Origin of the sequence: Cupriavidus sp. DL-D2 (assembly GCF_039710735.1) — a bacterium.
In the GTDB taxonomy this organism is placed as follows: Bacteria; Pseudomonadota; Gammaproteobacteria; order Burkholderiales; family Burkholderiaceae; genus Cupriavidus.
Map to the genome: position 1 here is coordinate 1 of NZ_JBDKXK010000058.1, position 19,704 is coordinate 19,704.

A 19,704-nucleotide genomic window follows, 5' to 3' on the forward strand; every position below is an offset into this window, starting at 1 on the left:
GGTCTGCCTGAAAAAGTGTCCAAGATTACTTGACCACTACAGGGGTGAGGGCCAGCGGTGCAAATCGTGACGCGGTCGGCAAGCAGACTCGCCAGCCCTCTCCCCCAACCCCTCTCCCACTTCGCGGGAGAGGGGAGCACACCGGCAGCAGTCGGACCACCAAAAGCCTCTCCGCATTAACCCCACAGCAACCCGTTTCTCATCCCTCTGTCCGGCGGCCGATCCCACATTCGCAGCTAACGATCCGCAAGCCTTTGACCTATGCTCAAGCTGACCGGGCATGGTTCACACAACGCTCGGCAAGGGTGGTCATCATGTCCGTACTGTTGATGTGCGGAAGAGAGGAGAGCACCGGGCGTGAGTCCGGGCGGGGGTGCTGTGTGCCTGCGCATCCTTCGTATCATCCTGGTCTTCCCCTGTGCGTTGCGTTCATGTTGCTGGCCTGCGCGGTCGAGCATGCCCGGGCGTTTGCCGAAGCGCCGCCGTTCGGCGAGGCGCCGCCGCAGATCGAAGAGGCCGCATCACCCGCGCCCTTGCCAACTCCAGTCCAGGACGTGACGCTGTCCCTGGTTCCGCCCCGCATGGTGGTAGAGAACGACGAGCCGGATCTGCCGATTCCCGTGCATGCCTCGCGCATGCCTGAAGGACAGGTATCGGTCGATGTGGAGACGGTAACGATCAACCTGGCATCGATCGATCGCGTCGTGGAGCGTTTTCGCAGCGGGCCGCGTGATGCGGCGCTGCATATCGACGACAACTCGACAGGTTCCAATTTCGTGGACAGCCGTGTGCGCAGCATGGCGCTGGCATTTGACGCGCCGCTGTCGCGCAGCGGGCTGACCCTGCAACCGCGCGTGGAGATGGCCTATCGTCCTGGGTTGTCGCCGGTTCCCGGCAACTGGGACGCGCCCCCCGGCGAGAGCAGTGCCACGGGCCTGGCGGTGCGGCTCTACAACTCCCGGCCCACGCGGGTGAGCGGTGTCTATCCCTATGTCGAAGCCGACTGGTGGCAGGATAACCGTGCGCGCACCATCAACATCAACGGCACGCGTATCGACACCGACCTGCTGCGCGGACTGCTCTCGTTCAATGTGGGCGCGCAAAGCCGGTCGAACACAGGACTGAAGGTGTGGGTCAAGGCGCGGGCAGGACGCAATGCCGGGGGGACGGTGGGGGCACGATACCGCTGGTAGCGGCTTGAAAAAGATGGCGTGCAAAAAACACTTGCGCGCCGAATCAGTTTCTATATAATTCGGGCCTCGCGTGCGGCTGTAGCTCAGTTGGATAGAGTACTTGGCTACGAACCAAGGGGTCGTGGGTTCGAATCCTGCCAGCCGCGCCACCTATGCAGTGAGGAAGGGCTTCCGGAAACGGAAGCCCTTTTTCTTTGCCGGATTTCTGCCCGACCCGTCCTCAACGTGCTGTTTTCGACACAGGTCCTCGCAGCCTCCGCCTCCGTTCCTACCATAGTGTTCGCTTTCCCCCCGAACCGATCGTCGGGGTCATTGACAGTGGACAACCCCCAGCCCATCATTCGTCCGGAATAGATGCGCCTCCGGAGCAACTCACGCGCCCCCAGTCGTTGTGACACGTTATTTCGGAAGGCCGCCACTCCAAAGGGAAACGGGGTCATGAACCGATCAATCCGCCAACTGGCAAGCGTGGTCGCGCTTGCCGTCTTGCTGTCCGCCTGCGCATCCGCACCCGAGCCGGTAGTCAAGGCGCCAGCAGCCGAACAGCCACCTTCCGATCAGGCGATGAAATCGCTGTCGGCCGAGGTCTTCACCTTCGCGTATCCGCTCGTCCTGATGGATGTCACGCGAGAGGTGATGACAGCGCGGGTGCCGGTGAACACGTTCACGCACAAGCGTGTCTTTCCGGATGCTTCGTTTGCGGACGTGGTGAGTCCGAATGCCGATACGCTGTACTCCACGGCCTGGCTGGATGTGTCGAAGGAGCCCGTCGTCATGTCGGTGCCCGATACCGCCGGACGCTATTACGTCATGCAGATGCTCGATGCCTGGACCAACGTGTTCGCCTCACCGGGCAAGCGCACCACCGGCACCAAGCGCGGCGCGTTCGCGATCGTCGGGCCTGACTGGCAGGGCACGTTGCCGAAGGGCGTGCAGGAAATCCGCTCGCCCACGGACATGGTGTGGCTGATCGGCCGGATTCAGACCAACGGCAAGGCCGATTACGGCAACGTCCATCGCCTGCAGGACCAGTTCCGGCTGGTGCCGCTGTCCGCCTGGCGCAAGGGCACACGCAGCCTGCCGCCGGCCACGCCCCGCGCGACGCTGGTGGATACGGAAACGCCGCCGGTCGAGCAGGTGGCCGCCATGGACGCGCAGGCATATTTCAGCCGCCTGGCCTCTCTGCTGCAGGACAATCCGCCGTCCCCGGACGATGACGCCATGGTGGAGAAGATGCTGCGCATGGGTATCCGTCCCGGCGAGCCCTTCAAGACCACCGTGCTGGAACCGTCGACCGCGCGTGCCGTGCAGGAAGGTGCCACAGCGGCCCTGGCCACCGTGACGGCCAACGCGCGCAAGAGCGCCGCAGGCGGTTCGGGCTGGCGCGTGTCGCGCGATATGGGGGCCTATGGCATGGACTATGCGCGGCGCGCGGCCGTGGCGATGTTCGGGCTCGGCGCCAACCTGCCCGAGGACGCGATCTACCCGACGGCCCGTGCCGACGCCACGGGCCGTCCGTTCGATGGTGGCGCCCGCTACGTCATGCACTTCGAGAAAGGCCAGTTGCCGCCTGTGAAGGCGTTCTGGTCGCTGACGATGTACAACGACAAGCAGGCATTCGTCGGCAACGAACTGCAGCGCTACGCCATCGGCAGCCGCGACCGCCTGCGCTACAACCGCGATGGTTCGCTGGACATCTACATCCAGTACGAACGGCCGGCCCCGAACCAGATGGCCAACTGGTTGCCGGCGCCACCCGACGGCTTCAACCTGATGATGCGCGCCTACTGGCCCGATCAGGTGCTGCTCGACGGCAAGTGGATGCCGCCGCCCGTGCAGCGCGTGAACTGATTCGTGTTGTAGTCGTCGCCGTGTCGACAAGGCCCCTCCCACAGCGGAGGGGCTTTGTCTTTGCCGGACGGATTTCTCGCCGTTTTACGAATGCCGTGATCGCATTGCACGGCGTCAATATTCGGACGTTCCCTCGGAAGCATCCTGACCGAGAGGCCACGTGCCTCGTTATCGGACAGGAGTTTCTTCATGACGTCACATCATTTCAGATCGGGCGCGTTGCTGGCCGTTGTACTGCTGGTGGCCGGCTGCCCATCGTCCAATCCTTCGCCCGGCACTGGCAAGCCGGATACACCTATCGCACCCGTTGCCACAATCGAACCGGCGTGCTCCGGTTGCAGTGCGGTCTCGCCCACGCAGTACAGCGGGCAGGGCACGGGCGTGTGGGCCTATTCCAACGAGACAGACCAGCCAGTCTCAATTCCAGTCTCGCTCCGCAATTTAAAAGGGCAGAACGTATCGCTGGTGTTTTCCAATGACAGCGGCGACGCACAGCTCATGCCGATGACTGCGCAAGGCGATACGACACGGAGTCGTCCGCAGGCAGCGGAACAGCGGGAAGTGTCACCATCGTTTGGCGATCAGGTCCGCGCCTTCAATCAGTCCGGCTGGGTGCAACGCATCGAGAAACTTCGCGCATTGCGTGGCGAGGTGCCGCCGACGGCGCGGGACGGGGGCGATCTGCCCGAGCCAACGCCAGCCGCCCAGCCTGGCGATTCGCGTCAGTGGCACGACGGCAAGACCGACACGCCACGCGACACCACTTTGATGCGGCAATCGACGACAAGCGACGGCGTCACGGTGAACTTCTGGCTGGAGGACAGTGAGTCCGATGCGGAGAAAGTCACAGGAGAGATGCTCGACACGCTATCCACGCAGTACACCGTTGCAGACGGCATTTATGACTTCCTGATCGGAGTAGGCGGTCCGCTGTGGGGCGCCCACAACCTGCCCGAACTGATTGGCGGCACCGGGCAGGCGGTCAATATCGTCTTCATGAAAATGGACGAGACGGGCTTGGCGGGATTCTTCTCCGCCAACAACGCGTTCACGCGAAATCCGTCTGAAGCGGATACGCTGAGCAGCAATCAGGCGGTGGTGTTGTTCATCGATACATCGATCATGTACGCCGAAGACGGGGGCGGCATCGGCACGGCGCTGCTGACGTTGGCGCATGAATCGATCCACATGCAGAACTTCTATCGTAGGGGCGTGCGGCTGGGGCCGGACCATGTCATGGAAACCTGGCTCGATGAAGGCACGGCGGTCATGGTGGAAGACTTCATGAGCGGCCGGTTGCTGGCGACCTACAACGAGATCGCGGACACCCGCCTGCCGCAATACACCCGCACGCCGCTCTATGCCTGCCCGGTGTTCCAGTGGCCGGAAGACCGCGAAGCCTGCGACGGCTATGGGGTCTGGGGCGCGTGGGGCGGCTACCTGAACCGCCAGTTCGGTATCGATTTCTTCCGGAATCTGCTGAACGACAGTACGAACAAGTCTTCCACGGACATGCTCGACGCAGCCATCCGCTCGGTGCGTCCGCAATCGGGCACCGTGCCGGAACTGCGGCGCTGGGCTGCATCGGTTGGAGCGCTGATACCGGCCGAGAATGCACCTTCCGGTTATGGCTATCCGGCGCGTACGGAAACCGGCTACGCGTTGCCTGCAATCGATTTGCAGACGCTCGCCGCGGAGCGCAAGCTGCCGACGCCCGGCGCCACGCTGCCGGCCCACTCGGTCTTGCCGATGGTTCGACGCAATGTGACGGGCACCTTCATCGAGAACGTTGTCGTGCCGCCGCGCACCACGTTGTCCGTGATCATCCACGACGGCAAGGTCTGACCCCGACCCGCTGCACCTCAGAAGCGGTACTTCATCCCGGCATAGAACGCGCGTCCTGTGCCGGGATAGAACACGGCGGTATTGGCCGTCCGCGCATCGGTCACGGTGCTGAAATCGCTGATGTAGCGCTTGTCGGTCAGGTTGCGCGCATCGAGGAACAGCGTCACGCCACGCTCGAATTCGTAGCTGGCCTCGATGCCAAACAGCACGTAGGCCGGTGTCTTCAGCGTGTTGGCATAGTCCACATAGGCGCCGGTCGGCACCCAGTCGATGGTGCCTGCCACGCGCAGCCGTGTGTTGCGGCTGTAGGCCAGCGTGGTGCGAAGCACATGTTGCGGCACACCGGCGATGCGATTGTTGCCGTAGACCGGATCGTTGTCGAAGCGGAAATCGCTGTAGTTCCACAGTTGCGATACGGTGACCTTGTCGCCCTTGCCGAACAGGTCTCGCAACACATCGGCGCTGGCCCCAAACTCCACGCCTTGCAGCACGGTCTTGTTGGCATTGAACGTCGAGGCCGGGATATCGGCATTGACCGTGTATTGCAGCAACTGGTCGCGCAGCAGCGAGCGATAGGCCGTGATGTCCCACCCGAAGCGATCGGTCTTGCCGCGCGTGCCCACTTCGAGCGTCCAGCCATGCTGGGCCGATAGCGGGACGAAGCGCTGCGTGGTGCCGATGGTCTGGTTCAGATCCGAGAAGTCGGGCACATCCGCGCTGCGCGTGATGTCGATGAACGCCTGCACATCGGGCTTCGGTTCCCACAGCACGCCGAACTTCGGATTCACGCCGCTATAGGTCGTGGCATCGGCCTTCGCCGTGGGATTGGTCGGCAAGCCGCCGTAGTCCGTGTATTCGCGACGGTTACGATACGCCTTGGCGCCAGCCATCAGCGCCACGGTGGGCAGCACGTAGAGACGGTCTTCGAGATATGCCTCGTAGTTGTAGGCATCCTGCGCGGCGTTGAGCGTTTGCGCACCGCGATTGCCGTTGACGTTGACGTACTGGCGCGCATCGTTGTTGCCGCCGAAGAAGCGTGCGCCGGCAATCAACTGGTTGCGCATGCCGCCCACGGTGAACTGCCCTGTGTAGCGCGGCGCGAATCCGTAGGTCCAGTAATCCTGGTCGATGACCTGGAAGATCGGGTGGTACAGGCTCTTGTGGATGGCCCACGTCGTGAAATCGATCTGGCCGTTATCGAGCTTGACGCTCGTGACATTGGCCAGCCGCTCGGTGCGCGTGTTGCGCGCCTGATCGCCAGCCAGCGCACTGGCCGAGGCCATGCGCGGCGTGTTCAGTGCCTGGTTCAGCGTCAGCGCGCCGGGCAGCAACTGATCCACGATATACGCGCCGAAGTAGAAGCGCGTTTCCACAGCCGGCGTGAAGCGATAGCCCACATTGGCGTTAATCTGCTCGTACTGGCCGCGCTCGTGGTTGCGCCAGCCCTCCGAGTGGCTGACCGTGGCATTGACCAGAAAATCCCAGTTGCCAATCTGGCGTGCCACCTGTCCGCTGCCACGGATCGTGCCGAAGCTGCCGCCATCGATACGCACCATGTTTGGCGATTCCACGGTGAGCGCCGTGGGCGTGGTGAAGTTCATCGCGCCGCCCAGCGTGGTGCTGCCGTAGGCCAGACCGTTGCCACCCTTGTAGACCTCTGCGGCCGACAGTGCGAGCGGATCGACCTGATAGAAATCCCCGCTGCCATCGGCAAAGTTCGTGGGCACACCGTCCTGCAGGATCTCGATGCCGCGCGTGTGGAAGCCGCGCGCAATGCCCGATCCGCGGACCGAGAGCCGCAATTCCTGGCCGTAGCGCTCCTGCACATAGACGCCGGGCGCGTTCTTGAGCACGTCGCGCAGATCGAAGGCGTAGGTGTTGGCATAGGTGGCCGCATCGACAAATCCGACCGAGCCAGCGGACTGGAACAGCGATTCGCGCTGCTGGGCCACGCCGGGGACGGTCAGCGAACCGGAGGCGGGTGCCGTGGCGGTGACGGTAGGAAGTGTCGGGATTCTGGCCTCGTCAGGCGTGCTGCCTGCGGCGCCGACGGCGCCTTGTGCCAGTGCCGCGCCGGACAGCGCAGCAACGGGTAGCGCCGCCGCGCGGCGCCATGGGGTGGGTCGTTTCATCGGGTCGAAGGCTGCACCGGGTCAACCTCGGCACGCCTCTATGTTCTTGTTGGGCTCGACCGGAAGCATACGAAGCGGCCCACTGCGGCGCCATGTGGCACAGCGCCGCAGCGGATCGGATCACCACATAAGCTCAGGCGTTTTCAGACTGCCGCCTGGCCCACGCACTCGGCACCGCATGCCGCACCATGCACATGTGCGGCCACCGGTGCAGGGCGCGCCGGCCGCGTGACACGCTTCCACGCGATCGACGCCTCACCACCAAGCCTGGTGCGCAACTGGCGGGCGGCGCTCACCATGTTGGCCAGCGCGGCTTCGGTCTCGGGCCAGCCGCGCGTCTTGAGACCGCAGTCCGGGTTGACCCAGAGACGTTCGGGCGGAATCACCTCGCAGGCCCGTTCGAGCAGGCGCGTCATGGCTTCCACCGATGGCACACGTGGCGAGTGAATGTCGTAGACGCCCGGTCCGATCTCGTTCGGATAGTCGAAGTCGCCAAAGCCTTCGAGCAGTTCCATGGCGGAGCGGGAAGTCTCGATGGTGATGACGTCAGCATCCATGGCGGCGATGGCCGGCAGGATGTCGTTGAATTCGGCATAGCACATATGGGTATGGATCTGGGTCTCGTCGCGTACGCCAGCCGCGGAGATCCGGAACGCGTTGACCGCCCAGTCGAGATACGCCGCCCAATCTTCACGGCGCAGCGGCAAGCCTTCGCGCAGGGCCGGTTCGTCGATCTGGATCACGCGGATGCCCGCGGCTTCCAGATCCACCACTTCGTCGCGGATCGCCAAGGCAAGCTGGCGGGTGGTCTCGGCGCGCGGCTGATCGTCGCGCACGAATGACCACTGCAGCATCGTCACCGGGCCGGTCAGCATGCCCTTCATCGGCCGGGTGGTCAGCGATTGCGCATAACGCGCCGTGTCCACGGTGATCGGGTCGGGACGATAGACATCGCCGTAGATCACGGGCGGTTTCACGCAGCGCGAGCCGTAGCTCTGCACCCAGCCGTTCTCCGTGAAGGCATAGCCACAAAGCTGTTCGCCGAAGTACTCGACCATGTCGTTGCGCTCGGCCTCGCCATGCACCAGTACGTCCAGCCCCAGTTCTTCCTGCTTGCGCACAGCCAGTTCGATCTCGCCACGGATGCGCTCCAGGTACTCCAGCGCGCCGATATCGCCGCGCTTGTAGGCGGCACGCGTCTGGCGGATGGCGGCGGTCTGCGGGAACGAGCCAATCGTGGTGGTGGGCAACGCAGGCAGCTTGAGCGTGTCGCGTTGCCGCGCGATGCGGATGTCGAAGGCGCTCTGGCGCTCGGCCATGGCGGGCTGCACGGCGGCCAGGCGCTTCTGCACCTGCTGGTTTACCACGCGGCGCGAGGTGCGGCGCGCTTCCTGAGCGGCGTCCGAGGCGTCCAGCCTGGCGGCCACTGCCGCTTCGCCTTCATTCAATGCCGTGGCAAGTGTGCAGATTTCATCGAGCTTCTCGGTGGCGAAGGCCAGCCACGATTTCAGTTCGGGATCGAGGCGGGATTCGGCATCGAGCGAGACCGGCACATGCAGCAGCGAGCACGACGGGGCGAGCCACAGGCGGTTGCCGAGCTGGGCGTGCAAGGGCTGCAGTGTCTCCAGCAGGCGGCGCAGGTCGGCGCGCCAGATATTGCGGCCATCGATCACGCCGGCGGAGAGCACGGCGGTCTTGGGCAGCACCTTGAGCCAGTCTGCCAGTTGCTGCGGGGCGCGCACCAGATCGATATGAAAGCCGTGCACGGGCAGCGCGGCGGCGCGGGCGGCGTGCGGCGCGGCGGTGTCAAAGTAAGTGGCCAGCAGCAGCTTCACGCCACTGTCGGCCAGAGCCGGGTAGGCATGATCGAAGGCGTCGAGCCATTGCGGCGGCAGGTCCAGGCACAGTGCGGGCTCGTCGATCTGCACCCATTCAATGCCCCGGGCGCGCAGTTTCGACAGGATGCGCTGATAGGCGCTCACCACCTTGGGCAGCAGGCTCAGACGGTCGAAACCGGCCACATGGGACTTCGATAGCCACAGGTAAGTCACGGGACCCACCAGTACCGGACGCGGTGAAAGCCCTTGCGCCAGCGCCTCTTCGATTTCATCGAAGTACCAATTGGCGCCGCCGTCGAAGGTGCTCTCCGCATCAAGTTCGGGGACGATGTAGTGGTAGTTCGTATCGAACCACTTGGTCATTTCCATGGCCGGCTGGGCAGCATTGCCGCGCGCCAGTTCGTAGTACTGCGCCAGCGTCAGGGTTTCGGCATCGAAGCCGAAGCGTCGGGGCAGGGCGCCTAGCAGCGTGGTCAGGCCAAGCATCTGGTCGTACCAGGCGAAGTCGCCAGCGGCCACGGTCGACAGCCTGGCCGCCGTCTGCAGTTGCCAGTGGCGGCGGCGCAGGTCGGCGCCGGTTTCGCGCAGCGCGGCTTCAGAGGTTTCGCCGCGCCAGAACGCTTCCTGCGCGAATTTCAGTTCGCGGCGCGCGCCGATGCGCGGAAAGCCGAGGATGTGGGTCTGTGCCATGCCGGTGCTCCGTAAGTTCGAGTGGCGGCCAGTGTCCGTTCGCGGCTAGAATGAATCAAGCGACATGTTTTAAACATTGTATGAATTTCATTCAACTCACTGCGTTGCAGCGTTCCGGCTCATGATCGAAGTCCGCCATTTCCGTTCGCTGGTTGCCATCGCCGAATCCGGCAAGTTGGCGACCGCCGCCGAACGTGTTCACGTCAGCCAGTCGGCGCTGTCCCATCAGATCAAGGCCATCGAATCGCACTACGACATGGCGCTGTTCGACCGCACGCGCCAGGGTTTGCGCTTTACGCCGGCCGGCGAGCGATTGCTGGCGCTGGCGCGCGAGGCGCTGGCCGCGATCAGCGCCGCCGAGCGTGATCTGGAACGTTTGAAAGGGGATACACGCGGAGAACTGCGCGTGGTGCTTGAATGCCATACCTGCTTCGACTGGCTGATGCCGGTCATGGACGAGTTCCGTCGTCGCTGGCCCGAGGTGGAGATCGATCTGGTGGCCGGCTTCCATGCCGATCCGCTGGGTCTGATCGCGCAGGGCAAGGCCGACATGGTGATCGGATCGAAGCCGCCAGCGCGGCGCGGCCTGCATGTGTCGCCGCTGTTCCGCTTCGAGATCCTTGCAGTCATCGCCAATGAGCACCGTCTGCGCAACAAGCGGCGGCTGGAGGCCAGCGACTTGGCCGGCGAGACGCTGATTACCTATCCGGTGCCAGAGCAGCGCATCGACCTGATTCGCGAGGTGCTGGAGCCAGCAGGCATTCGTCTGGAGCGGCGCACTGCTGAACTGACGGTGGCCGTGCTGCAACTGGTGGCCAGCCGACGTGGCGTGGCGGCGCTACCGAACTGGGGCGTCCGCAACTACGTCGATCACGATTACGTGCTGGCCAAGCGGATCGGCGCCAAGGGACTATGGAGCGAGTTGTACGCGATGGTGCCGACGCCGATGGCCGATCGGCCCTACGTGCGGGATTTCGTCACGATCGTGCGTGACACCTGCGCGGCGGAACTCGATGGCATCGAGCTTCTGGCGGAAGCCTGAGCGTCAGGCCGCGAGGGCGGCAGGCTGGTCTTCCACGGCATCGAAAAACTCCGCATCGACGATCTCCAGATCCACGCCATGCGCCACCCGCCGCACGAACAGTTCCAGCAGTTCGACCATTGGCGCTTCGCAGACCAGCCGGACGGCGTTGGCGCGGCTGGCGTCGAATTCCATCGCCTGCAAGGACAGGCCCGTGCGGCGCGCGTTGGCGAGCACCCATTCCAGGCTGCCGAACACATCGGCGCGGTCGAGTTGGAGGGCAAGCTGGAGCGAAGGGAGCGACATGGCCGGGTCCGGAAGTGATGAGTAGAACGTCCGGTAAATTTACCAGCGAAGCGCAAGAATGGGCTTCTGAATATTCTCCGAATATCGTCTGATTGGAGAATGAATCTCTGTATTGGTGTAAATTTCTGGATAAATCTTCATTCTCCAGAGAAAATCGTGACCAATCTGCCGAAACTCGACGACACCGACCGCCGCATCCTGCGTGAACTTCGCCGCGATGGGCGCCTCTCCAATGCGAAGCTGGCAGAGCGTGTTGGGCTGTCTGCCACGCCGTGCTGGAACCGCGTCAAGGCGCTGGAAGATGCGGGGGTGATCAGCGGCTACGCCGCGCTGTTGAACCAGAAGGCGCTGGGCCTGCCCGATACCGTGCTGATCGAGGTGACGCTGGACCGGCACGACGATGACATGCTCCACAAGTTTGGCGAGGCACTGGCGCAACTGCCCGAGGTGATCGAAGCCCATCTGCTCACGGGCGAGTACGACTATCTGATCAAGGTGGCCGTGGCGGGGACGGAAGGGTACGAGGAGTTCCTGCGCCACAAGCTCTACAAGTTGCCGGGCCTGCGGCACAGCCACTCGACATTCGTGCTGCGCACGCTCAAGCGCGAGCCGTCGGTGGAACCTTGAACGACTGGCTCAAGCCTTTGCGGACAGACGCGCGAGCCGGGGCGCCAGCGCGGTAGTGACCACCCCGAGGCCGATCAGGGCCAGGCCAATCGAGAGATCCGCCGAGATCTTTTCGTGCCATGCAACGGCCGACAGCACCAGGCCGAGCACCGGCACGCCGAGCATCGCAATCGAGGTGGCAGCGGGCGGCAGGCTTTGCGTGACGTTGAGCACGACGATAAACGTCAGCGCCGTAGCCAAAGGTCCGGTATAGGCGATGACCGGCCAGATATCGACCATCGCACCCACATCGGGAGCGCCATCGCGCAGCAGCGCGAGGGCCAGCAGCGGCGCGGTTGCCACAGCGCACTCCCACGGAATCATGTCCGCGCCGAGTCGCACATGCCGATTGCCGCGCAGGTGAATGATGCTGATCGACCATGCCAGCGAGGCGCCAAGCAACATACCGAGACCCATCACCGTGTGCATCTCCCAGCCGCCCAGCGCGGGGGCGACGATGACGCCGATGCCTGCATAGCTGAACGCGGTTGCCAGCCATTGCCAGCGCGACGGACGCTCGCCCAACACCAGCGACGACAGCGGAATCACCCAGATGGCTGTGGCGTAGGCCACCACCGATGCGCGACCGGGCGGCACGTATTGCAGCGCCCAGAGCGCCAGCGCGGTAAAGGCCCCCATCTGCAGCAAGCCCACGCTGATCACCAACGGCCATTCGTCGCGAGTGGGCAGGCGCAGGCGTCGCATCAATCCCAACACGGCCAGGCTGATCAGCGCGGCCGAACCGAATCGCAACGCCGCGAACCACAGCGGGCTCACATGCGCCAGCCCCAGCTTCATGACAGGCCAGTTGCCGCCCCAGATGATGACGGCGCCGATCAGCGGCAGGAATGATCGAAAAGAGGACTTCGCGGAGGATGAGGCGAGCGAGGAGGCAGACATGGTGACGATAGACGTGGCCGGCGAGGGGTTTGTGAGCAACCGGCTCCATGGCTGAAAGTCTACGTTTCATTGCGCCGCAGCATTGTCCGGATCACACTGCGTGATCGGCTCGATTCAGCATAGAATGCTGCCGATAAACTCCTTGGGCGAATAACATGCTGGACATCGATCTCGACGCCACCGATATACGAATCCTGGGCGAACTGCAGCGTGACGGCAGCCTGACCAATGTGGAGCTGGCAAGCCGCATCAACCTCTCGCCATCCCCATGCCTGGCGCGGGTAAAGCGGCTGGAAAAAATTGGCGTGATTTCGCGGCGCGTGACGTTGCTCGACGCGCGCCGCCTGGGACTGAAGGTAGTGGTGTTTATCTCGGTGTCGCTCGACAAGCAGCGGCGCGAGACGCTCGACACCTTCGAGCGGAAAATCGCCGCACTGCCGCAGGTGATGGAGTGCTACCTGATGTCGGGCGATGCCGACTACCTGCTGCGCGTGGTGGTGCCCGATGTGGAGGCGCTGGAGCGGCTGATCATCGACCAGATCACGCGCATTCCCGGCGTGGCCAGCATCCGCTCGAGCTTCGCGCTCAAGCAGGTGCTGTACAGCACGGCGTTGCCGCTGGGGTAGGGGCAGGACGGACGACGCTCAGAAACCCACCGGATAGCCGTCCTTGCGATGGTCCGAGGCGGCGGCGTAGCCGTGCTCGCACTTCATCCCCATCTGTGCGCCGCCAAAGTCGAGGCTGTCCGCAGGCGCCACTTCCACCCGATGGCCCAGCGCCCGCAACCCTTCGATGGTGCTGGCCGGGCAATGCGCTTCGACCGAAACGCCGATGTTGTCGTCGAGCACGCGCCAGCGCGGTGCGTCGCTGGCGGCCTGCGGATTCTGGCCGAAATCGGCGATGCGGCTGGCCATCTGTACGTGGCCCTGCGCCTGCATCGAGCCACCCATCACGCCGAACGCTGCCAGCGGGGCGTCGCCGCGCATCAGGAAGCCCGGGATGATGGTGTGGAACGGGCGCTTGCCGGGCGCCACCTGATTCGGATGGGCGGCTTCGAGGCGAAAGCCCCAGCCCCGGTTATGCAGCGCGATGCCGGTGCCCGGCACCACCACACCCGAGCCGAATCCTTTGAAATTCGACTGGATGTACGAGACCATCATGCCGCTTTTGTCAGCGGCGGTCAGGTACACGGTGCCGCCGCTATGGGGCTTGCCCGCGCCTGCGTAAGTGGCCCGGTCGGGCCGGATCGCCTTGGCACGTTCGGCCAGATAAGCTGGATCGAGCAGGGCCTCTGGCGTGATGGCGCCCGGTGCGCGCATCGCGTCGATATCGCCCACGTAGGCGTGCAGGTCGGCGAAGGCCAGTTTCATGGCTTCGATCTGCAGGTGCATGGCACGCGCGCTATCGCGCCCGGAGCCGGCGATATCCCAATGTTCGAGCATGCCCAGCGCCATCAGCGCACCAATGCCCTGACCATTGGGACCGATTTCGCAGAGCGTCAGATCGCGGTAACGCATGCGGATCGGATCGACCCAGTCCGCGCGATGGGCGGCCAGATCGGCCTCGTCAAGGCGGCCGCCCGTGGCGCGTGCATGATCGGCGATCCGTCGGGCCAGTTCGCCATGATAGAAATCGTCACCCCCGGAGCGGGCAATGCGCTCCAGCGTTTCCGCTTGGCCGGGGCATGTAAAGCGCTCGCCTGGCAATGGCGCACGGCCACGCGGTGCGAAGGATTCGGCAAATCCCGGCTGGCCGTCGAGCACCGGCACCTGGGCCTGCCATTGCCGATGGACGGTGTGAGAAACGATAAAGCCGTTGCGCGCATATTCGATCGCCGGCGCGAACAGATCTTCGAACGGCAAGTCGCCGAAGCGCTCCCATGTGGCACGCCAGCCGGACACTGCACCGGGAACTGTCACGCTATCCCATCCAATCGGCGGCATGGCGCTATAGCGCGAGAACGATTCCGGCGTCCACGCGCGTGGCGCGCGGCCCGAAGCATTGAGGCCATGCAGCGTCTTGCCATCCCAGATCAGCGCGAAGGCATCGCCGCCAATGCCGTTCATGCAGGGCTCCACAACGGTCAGGGCAATGGCGGTGGCCAACGCCGCATCGACGGCGTTGCCGCCCCGCGCCAGCATGCGCAGGCCGGCCGCCGCTGCCAGGGGCTGCGAGGTCGAGACCACGCTATCGGCCAGCACCGGCATGCGGCGGGATGGGTAGGGGGTGTCCCAGAAATTGGTCATGAGCTTGAGGGTGCCAAAGACGGGCGGCTGTGGAGGGCCGCCCGCGTCGAGGCTTGCAGTGCGACGTAGAAAATCGGAAAAATCTTGGGCGACGTCAGATTCAGCGGACTCAGTCCACCTTGACGTGCGCCGCCTGCGCCACCTTGGCCCAGTCGCGCATTTCCTGCTGGATCATGCGGCCGAACTTGTCAGCGGGTGTGTAGGCGATTTCCACGCCTTGCGCGGCCATTGTCTCGGCCAGTTCGGGCTGGGCAAGCACGGCCTTCGATGCCGCGGCGAGCTTGTCGATCACGGCGGGCGGCGTGCCCTTCGGAGCTACCAGTCCGAACAGGTTGTTGGCGCGGAAGTCCGAGACGCCCGCCTCGCCCATCGTCGGCACATCGGGCAACAGCTTCACGCGCTGCTCCGAGGCCACGGCCAGCAGGCGCAGCTTGCCGGACTTCACATGGGGCAGCGCCGACGGGATGCTGTCGAACATCATGGCCGAGCGGCCGGCCATCAGGTCGGGCAGGGCGAACGAACTGCCTTTGTACGGCACATGCACGACATCCACACCCGTGCGCAGCTTGAACAGCTCCGACTCCAGATGAGACAGCGTGCCCGAACCCTGTGACGCGAAGTTGTGCTCGCCCGGCGTGGCCTTCAGCATCTTGACCAGTTCCGGCACCGTCTTGACCGGCGACGAGGCCGGCACAACGAGGATGTGCGGCACGTTGCCGATACCGGCGATCGGCACGAAATCCTTGCCCAGGTTGGCCGGCTGGCTGGAGTAGGTGGCAGCCGCGATGGCAGCGTTGCTCACGGCGGCGAGGTAGAGCGTGTAGCCATCTGGCGAAGCCTTGGCTGCATAGCCCATGCCCAGCGCGCCACCTGCACCGGGACGGTTTTCCACAACGACGGGCTGCTTGAGCACCTGCGACAGGCGCTGGCCCACGGCGCGCGCCAGCACGTCAGTGGCGCCGGCCGGCGGGAACGACAACACCAGCTGGATGGGCCGTTCGGGATACTCGGCCAGTGCGGCCGGGGCGACGAGCGTGCCGGTCAGGGCCACGGCGACCATGGCCGAGGTCAGTCCGGCCCGTGCCATCCAGCGGCTCGCGATGGTGCGCGGGTGCGCCGGGATGGTGCGGGAAATCGAATGCACTTGCTTCAACATGATCGGGATGACTCCGAGAAAGCGTCGCCTCGCGGCGTGGACCAGGACGGCCCGGTGCGCCGGTGGGGCAAGGGGTTGCGGAACATCTGATGCGCTGGCTGCTGGCATGCAGCTCTGTCACATCGGTCATGCCTGGTCTCGCCGGGGCGAAACCGCGTGCTGCTGGGAAAGTGGAACCGATTCTAGGCACGGTCTGTGCAGGACTGGATGCCGATTGGCCATGGACCCATGCGGATGCGGAATAGGGGGTCCACGGGGCACGGTGCCACGGACAGGGCCACCGGCCGCCGCAGGCCAGCGTATTGCCGGGGCGCAACATGCAGTTGAAATGGATTGATGACCTGCTCGTGCTGGAACGCACGCGCAGTTTTTCTCGTGCCGCCGAGTTGCGGTATGTCACCCAGTCGGCGCTCTCGCGCCGCATCCGCGCATTGGAGGATTGGGCTGGCGCACAGCTGGTCGACCGCAATACCTACCCGCTGGCGCTCACACCTGCCGGCGCCACGTTCTGCGAGACAGCGCGGCAGGCGGCCGACCTGCTCACCGAGGCACGCGCCACGCTGCATCGCGAATCGACGCTGCCGGACCGGACGCTCGATATCGTGGCGGGACACACACTGTCGCTTGCCTTCCTGCCGGATTGGCTCACGCGTTGCCGCCAGCGGTTTGGCAGCTTTCATGCGCGGGTCAGCGCGGCCAATGTGATCGACGCCGTGGTGGCGCTGGCCGAGGGGCAGTGCGATTTGATGCTCGGCTACCACCATCCGCGCGTGCCGGTCTCGCTGGATGCCGACCGGTTCCTGAGCCTGTCCGTCGGGTCCGATACGCTGATACCGGTCTCGGTGCCCACCTCGCGCGGACGCCCGCTCTATCCGGTGCCCGATCCCGCGGATCTCGCCGATGCCCATGGCACCCCGTTCCTGGCCTATTCGCCCAATACCACGCTGGGCCGCGTCGTAGGGTCGGTGCTCGATGCGCGCGACGCCCATCGGGGCCTGATTCGCTGCTACGAATCCGACATGGCGATGCTGCTCCTCAAAATGGCGGTGGAAGGGCACGGGCTGGCGTGGTTGCCGTTGTCGACGGCAGCCGAGGCGCTCTCGGATGGCGCCCTGGTCCATGCCGGCGATGCCTCCTGGCAGGCCAGCCTCGAAATTCGGGCCTACCGGCCAGCCGCCAGCGCCAATGCCACGTTGCTGGAACTGTGGCGCATGCTTGCGGCGCCGGAACAGATGGATGCCGCGATGGCGAAGATGGCGAAGACGGCAGACAGCGCGGCGCCGATTGGGTGTTTCGCGTAACAGGGATGGCCGAGGGGCGTGCTGGCCACAACGGGAGCCGGGAATCCCACTACGCTCGCGGCGCGGCGATTTCGCGAGAATCGATACGGGCCGCCACGGCGGCCTGCAGCATGGGCAGCAGTTCCGCCTCGAACCATGGGTTCTGGCGCATCCATCCCACCACGCGCCAGGACGGATGAGGGAGTGGGAAGACGTTCGGACCGAAGCGCCTGAAATCTGCCACGCTACTTGTCATGGTCTGCGTGTGGTCGGTCGGAAGATAGTAGTTCTGTGCGTAGGTGCCGACCAGTAGCGTCAACCGGTCGGCAGGCAGACATCCCAATACCCGCTCATGCCAGAGCGGCGCACATTCGCGTCGCGGAGGAAGGTCGCCACTCGCACCTTTGCCGGGGTAGCAAAAGCCCATCGGCACGATGGCGATGCGCGAGGCGTCGTAGAACGTGTCCTTGGCGGTTCCCATCCAGTCCCTGAGCCGGTCACCACTTGGATCGTCGAACGGGATGCCGCTGGCATGCACCCGTGCACCCGGCGCCTGGCCAATGATTACGATGCGCGACGTGGCACTGAATTGCACGACCGGACGAGGCCCGGCGGCCAGATCGGCCGCACAGCGCGTGCAGGCCGCGATCTCGCGACGCAGCGCTTCAACTGCGCCCATCGCGGGGTGAGGGGAATTCATGGCGTTTCAGCGAATTTTGCGGGGTGTGCGTATATTACTGGGCTTGAACCATCGCTCATTGGCAAGGCACACATCATGACGACGCAAACTGAAACCGCAATCCTGGCAGGCGGCTGCTTCTGGGGCATGCAGGACCTGATCCGCCGCTACCCGGGCGTGCTGACCACGCGCGTAGGCTATACCGGCGGCGACGTGCCCAATGCGACGTACCGCAATCACGGCACTCACGCCGAGGGCATCGAAATCGTCTTCGACCCGGCCAAGATCAGCTACCGCCAGATCCTCGAATTCTTCTTCCAGATCCACGATCCGAGCACGAAGAATCGCCAGGGCAACGACATCGGCACCAGCTATCGCTCGGCTATCTACTATCGCGACGACGAACAGAAACGCGTGGCCGAAGACACCATAGCCGACGTCAACGCGTCCGGCCTGTGGCCTGGCAAAGTCGTGACCGAAGTAGCCCCGGCCGGTCCGTTCTGGGAGGCGGAGCCGGAACATCAGGACTACCTGGAGCGATTGCCGAACGGGTACACCTGCCACTTCGTGCGACCGGGGTGGAAGCTGCCGTCACGCGGGTGAGGGGTGTGTTGGGGATGGCTGCCGTCAGATTATGTCCTGAATGATGCCGACCACCGTGATCAGCACCCAGTAGGCGAATGGGGCGAAGTAGAGCCATCGGACCAACTTCGACCGCGTCTGGCGCCAGACGCCTACTAGCGCAAGGACGACAGCGCCACACGTCAATGCTGTGCCTAGTAAGTAATTGGTCTGTGACCGGTAAAGCCACCTGTGCCCGACTGGCCCGCCTACTCCGAAGGGGTAGATATCGGGGTATTGCCAGGCGTCCCAGTAAGCGCACAGAAAAAGTACGATGAGCCCGACAAGAATGGGCGTGGCGATCCATTTAGTACATGACGACGAGGTCGAGGTCTTTGGCATAGTGGAGGAACTCACTGACGAACTCGGGCATGGCGCCGGTCAGGTCAATACAGCCTCGGGATCCGGGCTGATGACCGCCATGAATCGAAAAATCGGATCTGCCAAACATTTGATTGCCTGGGAGCGGATCAAGCCAGACGCGGTGTCTGCCCCAGGTAGGCGTTCCACCAGGGAATGGCCCTTGGCGTACGATCGAAAACAGCTTCTTAACAAGCCCCACGTTGTCCCAACGCTCCAATCGATCCTGGCGGGCTTTGTATCGACCCGCCGGAAGGGGACCAATATTCATGCTGGCTTGATGCTCGGGACCTGTGAACCCAGGCCTGCCAGCCACGGCAGGCCACTGCCGATAAGTCTGTCCGTCCTCCAGCCAGACCAGGACCACGCCATTGAAGAACAGCGAGGCGTTTCGGCTGTCGAGGCGTCGCGACGTTTCCTCCAGCCCCAATAGATGAACAAGATTTCTTGTAGAAAGATTGTTTGTCCAGCAAGTCCGTATTCGGGCGAGAGATTGCAATTCCGCCTGCAGGTCGCGATCACTGTCAATAATCTTGCAGATTTGTTCCTCGGTGAGTCGCATATGTACGCCTTGGCTCGGGTTGGTCGGTGACCTCGCTCACTCGCTCGCAGCGGTCTGCGATCGCGAAGTCAGGACAACCGACGTGGAATCTCGCACCCTACCAAGGCCGCCAGTTTCGACGGTTGATTTGTCGCAATGCAGGCACATGCTCCTAGACCAACTTGGAAGTCCCGTCTATTGCGTGCCGGCGATCAGATCTAGTGGCACATTCAATGCCAGCGCCAACGCTTGCATCACCTCCACACTCTCGCCCGCTTCCGGTTTTCTATCTGGCTAGGGCAGGGTTTGCTGGCGCCGACCGAGGTGGCACTTTTCAGAATCGGCTCATATCCCAATCGAGCTGCAGACCTGTACGTTT

At 64.1% G+C, this 19,704-nt stretch carries 16 protein-coding genes and 1 tRNA gene; 9 read left to right on the forward strand and 8 right to left on the reverse strand.

The window, feature by feature from the left end:
• Positions 1-431: 431 nt before the first annotated feature.
• The 4 genes from ABDB81_RS23780 (at position 432) to ABDB81_RS23795 (ending at position 4,889) form a co-directional block, all read left to right on the forward strand.
• Positions 432-1,193 carry a hypothetical protein gene (locus ABDB81_RS23780; protein ID WP_237380539.1) on the forward strand — a complete coding sequence of 254 codons (762 nt, stop codon included), beginning with the start codon at positions 432-434 and terminating at the stop codon, positions 1,191-1,193.
• A gap of 72 nt (positions 1,194-1,265) precedes the next feature.
• Positions 1,266-1,342: transfer RNA gene (locus ABDB81_RS23785), tRNA-Arg, on the forward strand.
• 289 nt (positions 1,343-1,631) lie between these two features.
• Positions 1,632-3,044 carry a DUF1254 domain-containing protein gene (locus tag ABDB81_RS23790; RefSeq protein WP_137927153.1) on the forward strand — a complete coding sequence of 471 codons (1,413 nt, stop codon included), beginning with the start codon at positions 1,632-1,634 and terminating at the stop codon, positions 3,042-3,044.
• Between the two features lie 189 nt (positions 3,045-3,233).
• Positions 3,234-4,889: a hypothetical protein gene (locus tag ABDB81_RS23795; protein WP_346813775.1), complete on the forward strand. Its 1,656-nt coding sequence runs from the start codon at positions 3,234-3,236 to the stop codon at positions 4,887-4,889.
• Positions 4,890-4,906: 17 nt separating this feature from the next.
• Here ABDB81_RS23795 and ABDB81_RS23800 read toward each other — a convergent pair whose 3' ends face one another.
• Together ABDB81_RS23800 and metE are read right to left on the reverse strand one after the other, a co-directional pair.
• Positions 4,907-7,021: a TonB-dependent receptor gene (locus ABDB81_RS23800; RefSeq protein ID WP_346813776.1), complete on the reverse strand. Its 2,115-nt coding sequence runs from the start codon at positions 7,019-7,021 to the stop codon at positions 4,907-4,909.
• A 143-nt stretch (positions 7,022-7,164) separates the two neighbouring features.
• Entirely contained in the window at positions 7,165-9,549 is a 2,385-nt protein-coding gene (gene metE / locus ABDB81_RS23805) for a 5-methyltetrahydropteroyltriglutamate--homocysteine S-methyltransferase (protein ID WP_346813777.1), read from the reverse strand.
• A 121-nt stretch (positions 9,550-9,670) separates the two neighbouring features.
• Between metE and ABDB81_RS23810 the strand changes: the two genes are divergently transcribed.
• The gene (locus tag ABDB81_RS23810) at positions 9,671-10,591 is read left to right on the forward strand and encodes a LysR family transcriptional regulator (RefSeq protein WP_137927149.1); all 921 of its coding nucleotides are present in this window, start codon (positions 9,671-9,673) and stop codon (positions 10,589-10,591) included.
• A gap of 3 nt (positions 10,592-10,594) precedes the next feature.
• Here ABDB81_RS23810 and ABDB81_RS23815 read toward each other — a convergent pair whose 3' ends face one another.
• Positions 10,595-10,876: an AsnC family transcriptional regulator gene (locus ABDB81_RS23815; RefSeq protein WP_346813778.1), complete on the reverse strand. Its 282-nt coding sequence runs from the start codon at positions 10,874-10,876 to the stop codon at positions 10,595-10,597.
• A gap of 156 nt (positions 10,877-11,032) precedes the next feature.
• Here ABDB81_RS23815 and ABDB81_RS23820 point away from each other — a divergent pair, with 156 nt between their 5' ends.
• Positions 11,033-11,503 carry an Lrp/AsnC family transcriptional regulator gene (locus ABDB81_RS23820; RefSeq protein ID WP_137927147.1) on the forward strand — a complete coding sequence of 157 codons (471 nt, stop codon included), beginning with the start codon at positions 11,033-11,035 and terminating at the stop codon, positions 11,501-11,503.
• 9 nt (positions 11,504-11,512) lie between these two features.
• On the opposite strand, the gene ABDB81_RS23825 is transcribed toward ABDB81_RS23820, so the two are convergent.
• Complete coding sequence (locus tag ABDB81_RS23825; protein WP_137927146.1) at positions 11,513-12,442, reverse strand: DMT family transporter; 930 nt, start codon at positions 12,440-12,442, stop codon at positions 11,513-11,515.
• Positions 12,443-12,597: 155 nt separating this feature from the next.
• On the opposite strand from ABDB81_RS23825, the gene ABDB81_RS23830 reads away from it, so the two are divergent.
• Positions 12,598-13,068: an Lrp/AsnC family transcriptional regulator gene (locus ABDB81_RS23830; RefSeq protein ID WP_137927145.1), complete on the forward strand. Its 471-nt coding sequence runs from the start codon at positions 12,598-12,600 to the stop codon at positions 13,066-13,068.
• Positions 13,069-13,086: 18 nt separating this feature from the next.
• Here the strand turns inward: ABDB81_RS23830 and ABDB81_RS23835 are convergent, their stop codons facing one another.
• Both ABDB81_RS23835 and ABDB81_RS23840 read right to left on the reverse strand, forming a co-directional pair.
• On the reverse strand, positions 13,087-14,688 hold the full coding sequence (locus ABDB81_RS23835; RefSeq protein ID WP_346813779.1) for a gamma-glutamyltransferase family protein: 1,602 nt from the start codon (positions 14,686-14,688) through the stop codon (positions 13,087-13,089).
• Positions 14,689-14,797: 109 nt separating this feature from the next.
• Positions 14,798-15,844, reverse strand: a complete 1,047-nt coding sequence (locus ABDB81_RS23840) for a tripartite tricarboxylate transporter substrate binding protein (protein ID WP_137927143.1) — start codon at positions 15,842-15,844, stop codon at positions 14,798-14,800.
• A 317-nt stretch (positions 15,845-16,161) separates the two neighbouring features.
• Here ABDB81_RS23840 and ABDB81_RS23845 point away from each other — a divergent pair, with 317 nt between their 5' ends.
• Positions 16,162-17,145, forward strand: coding sequence for a LysR substrate-binding domain-containing protein (locus ABDB81_RS23845; RefSeq protein WP_346813780.1), 984 nt, complete (start codon positions 16,162-16,164; stop codon positions 17,143-17,145).
• A 49-nt stretch (positions 17,146-17,194) separates the two neighbouring features.
• On the opposite strand, the gene ABDB81_RS23850 is transcribed toward ABDB81_RS23845, so the two are convergent.
• Positions 17,195-17,824, reverse strand: coding sequence for a uracil-DNA glycosylase family protein (locus tag ABDB81_RS23850; protein ID WP_346813781.1), 630 nt, complete (start codon positions 17,822-17,824; stop codon positions 17,195-17,197).
• A gap of 75 nt (positions 17,825-17,899) precedes the next feature.
• On the opposite strand from ABDB81_RS23850, the gene msrA reads away from it, so the two are divergent.
• A complete protein-coding gene (gene msrA / locus ABDB81_RS23855; RefSeq protein WP_137927141.1) occupies positions 17,900-18,406 on the forward strand; it encodes a peptide-methionine (S)-S-oxide reductase MsrA in 507 nt (168 codons plus the stop codon).
• A gap of 325 nt (positions 18,407-18,731) precedes the next feature.
• Here the strand turns inward: msrA and ABDB81_RS23860 are convergent, their stop codons facing one another.
• A complete protein-coding gene (locus tag ABDB81_RS23860; RefSeq protein WP_346813782.1) occupies positions 18,732-19,346 on the reverse strand; it encodes a L,D-transpeptidase in 615 nt (204 codons plus the stop codon).
• Between the last annotated feature and the right edge of the window lie 358 nt (positions 19,347-19,704).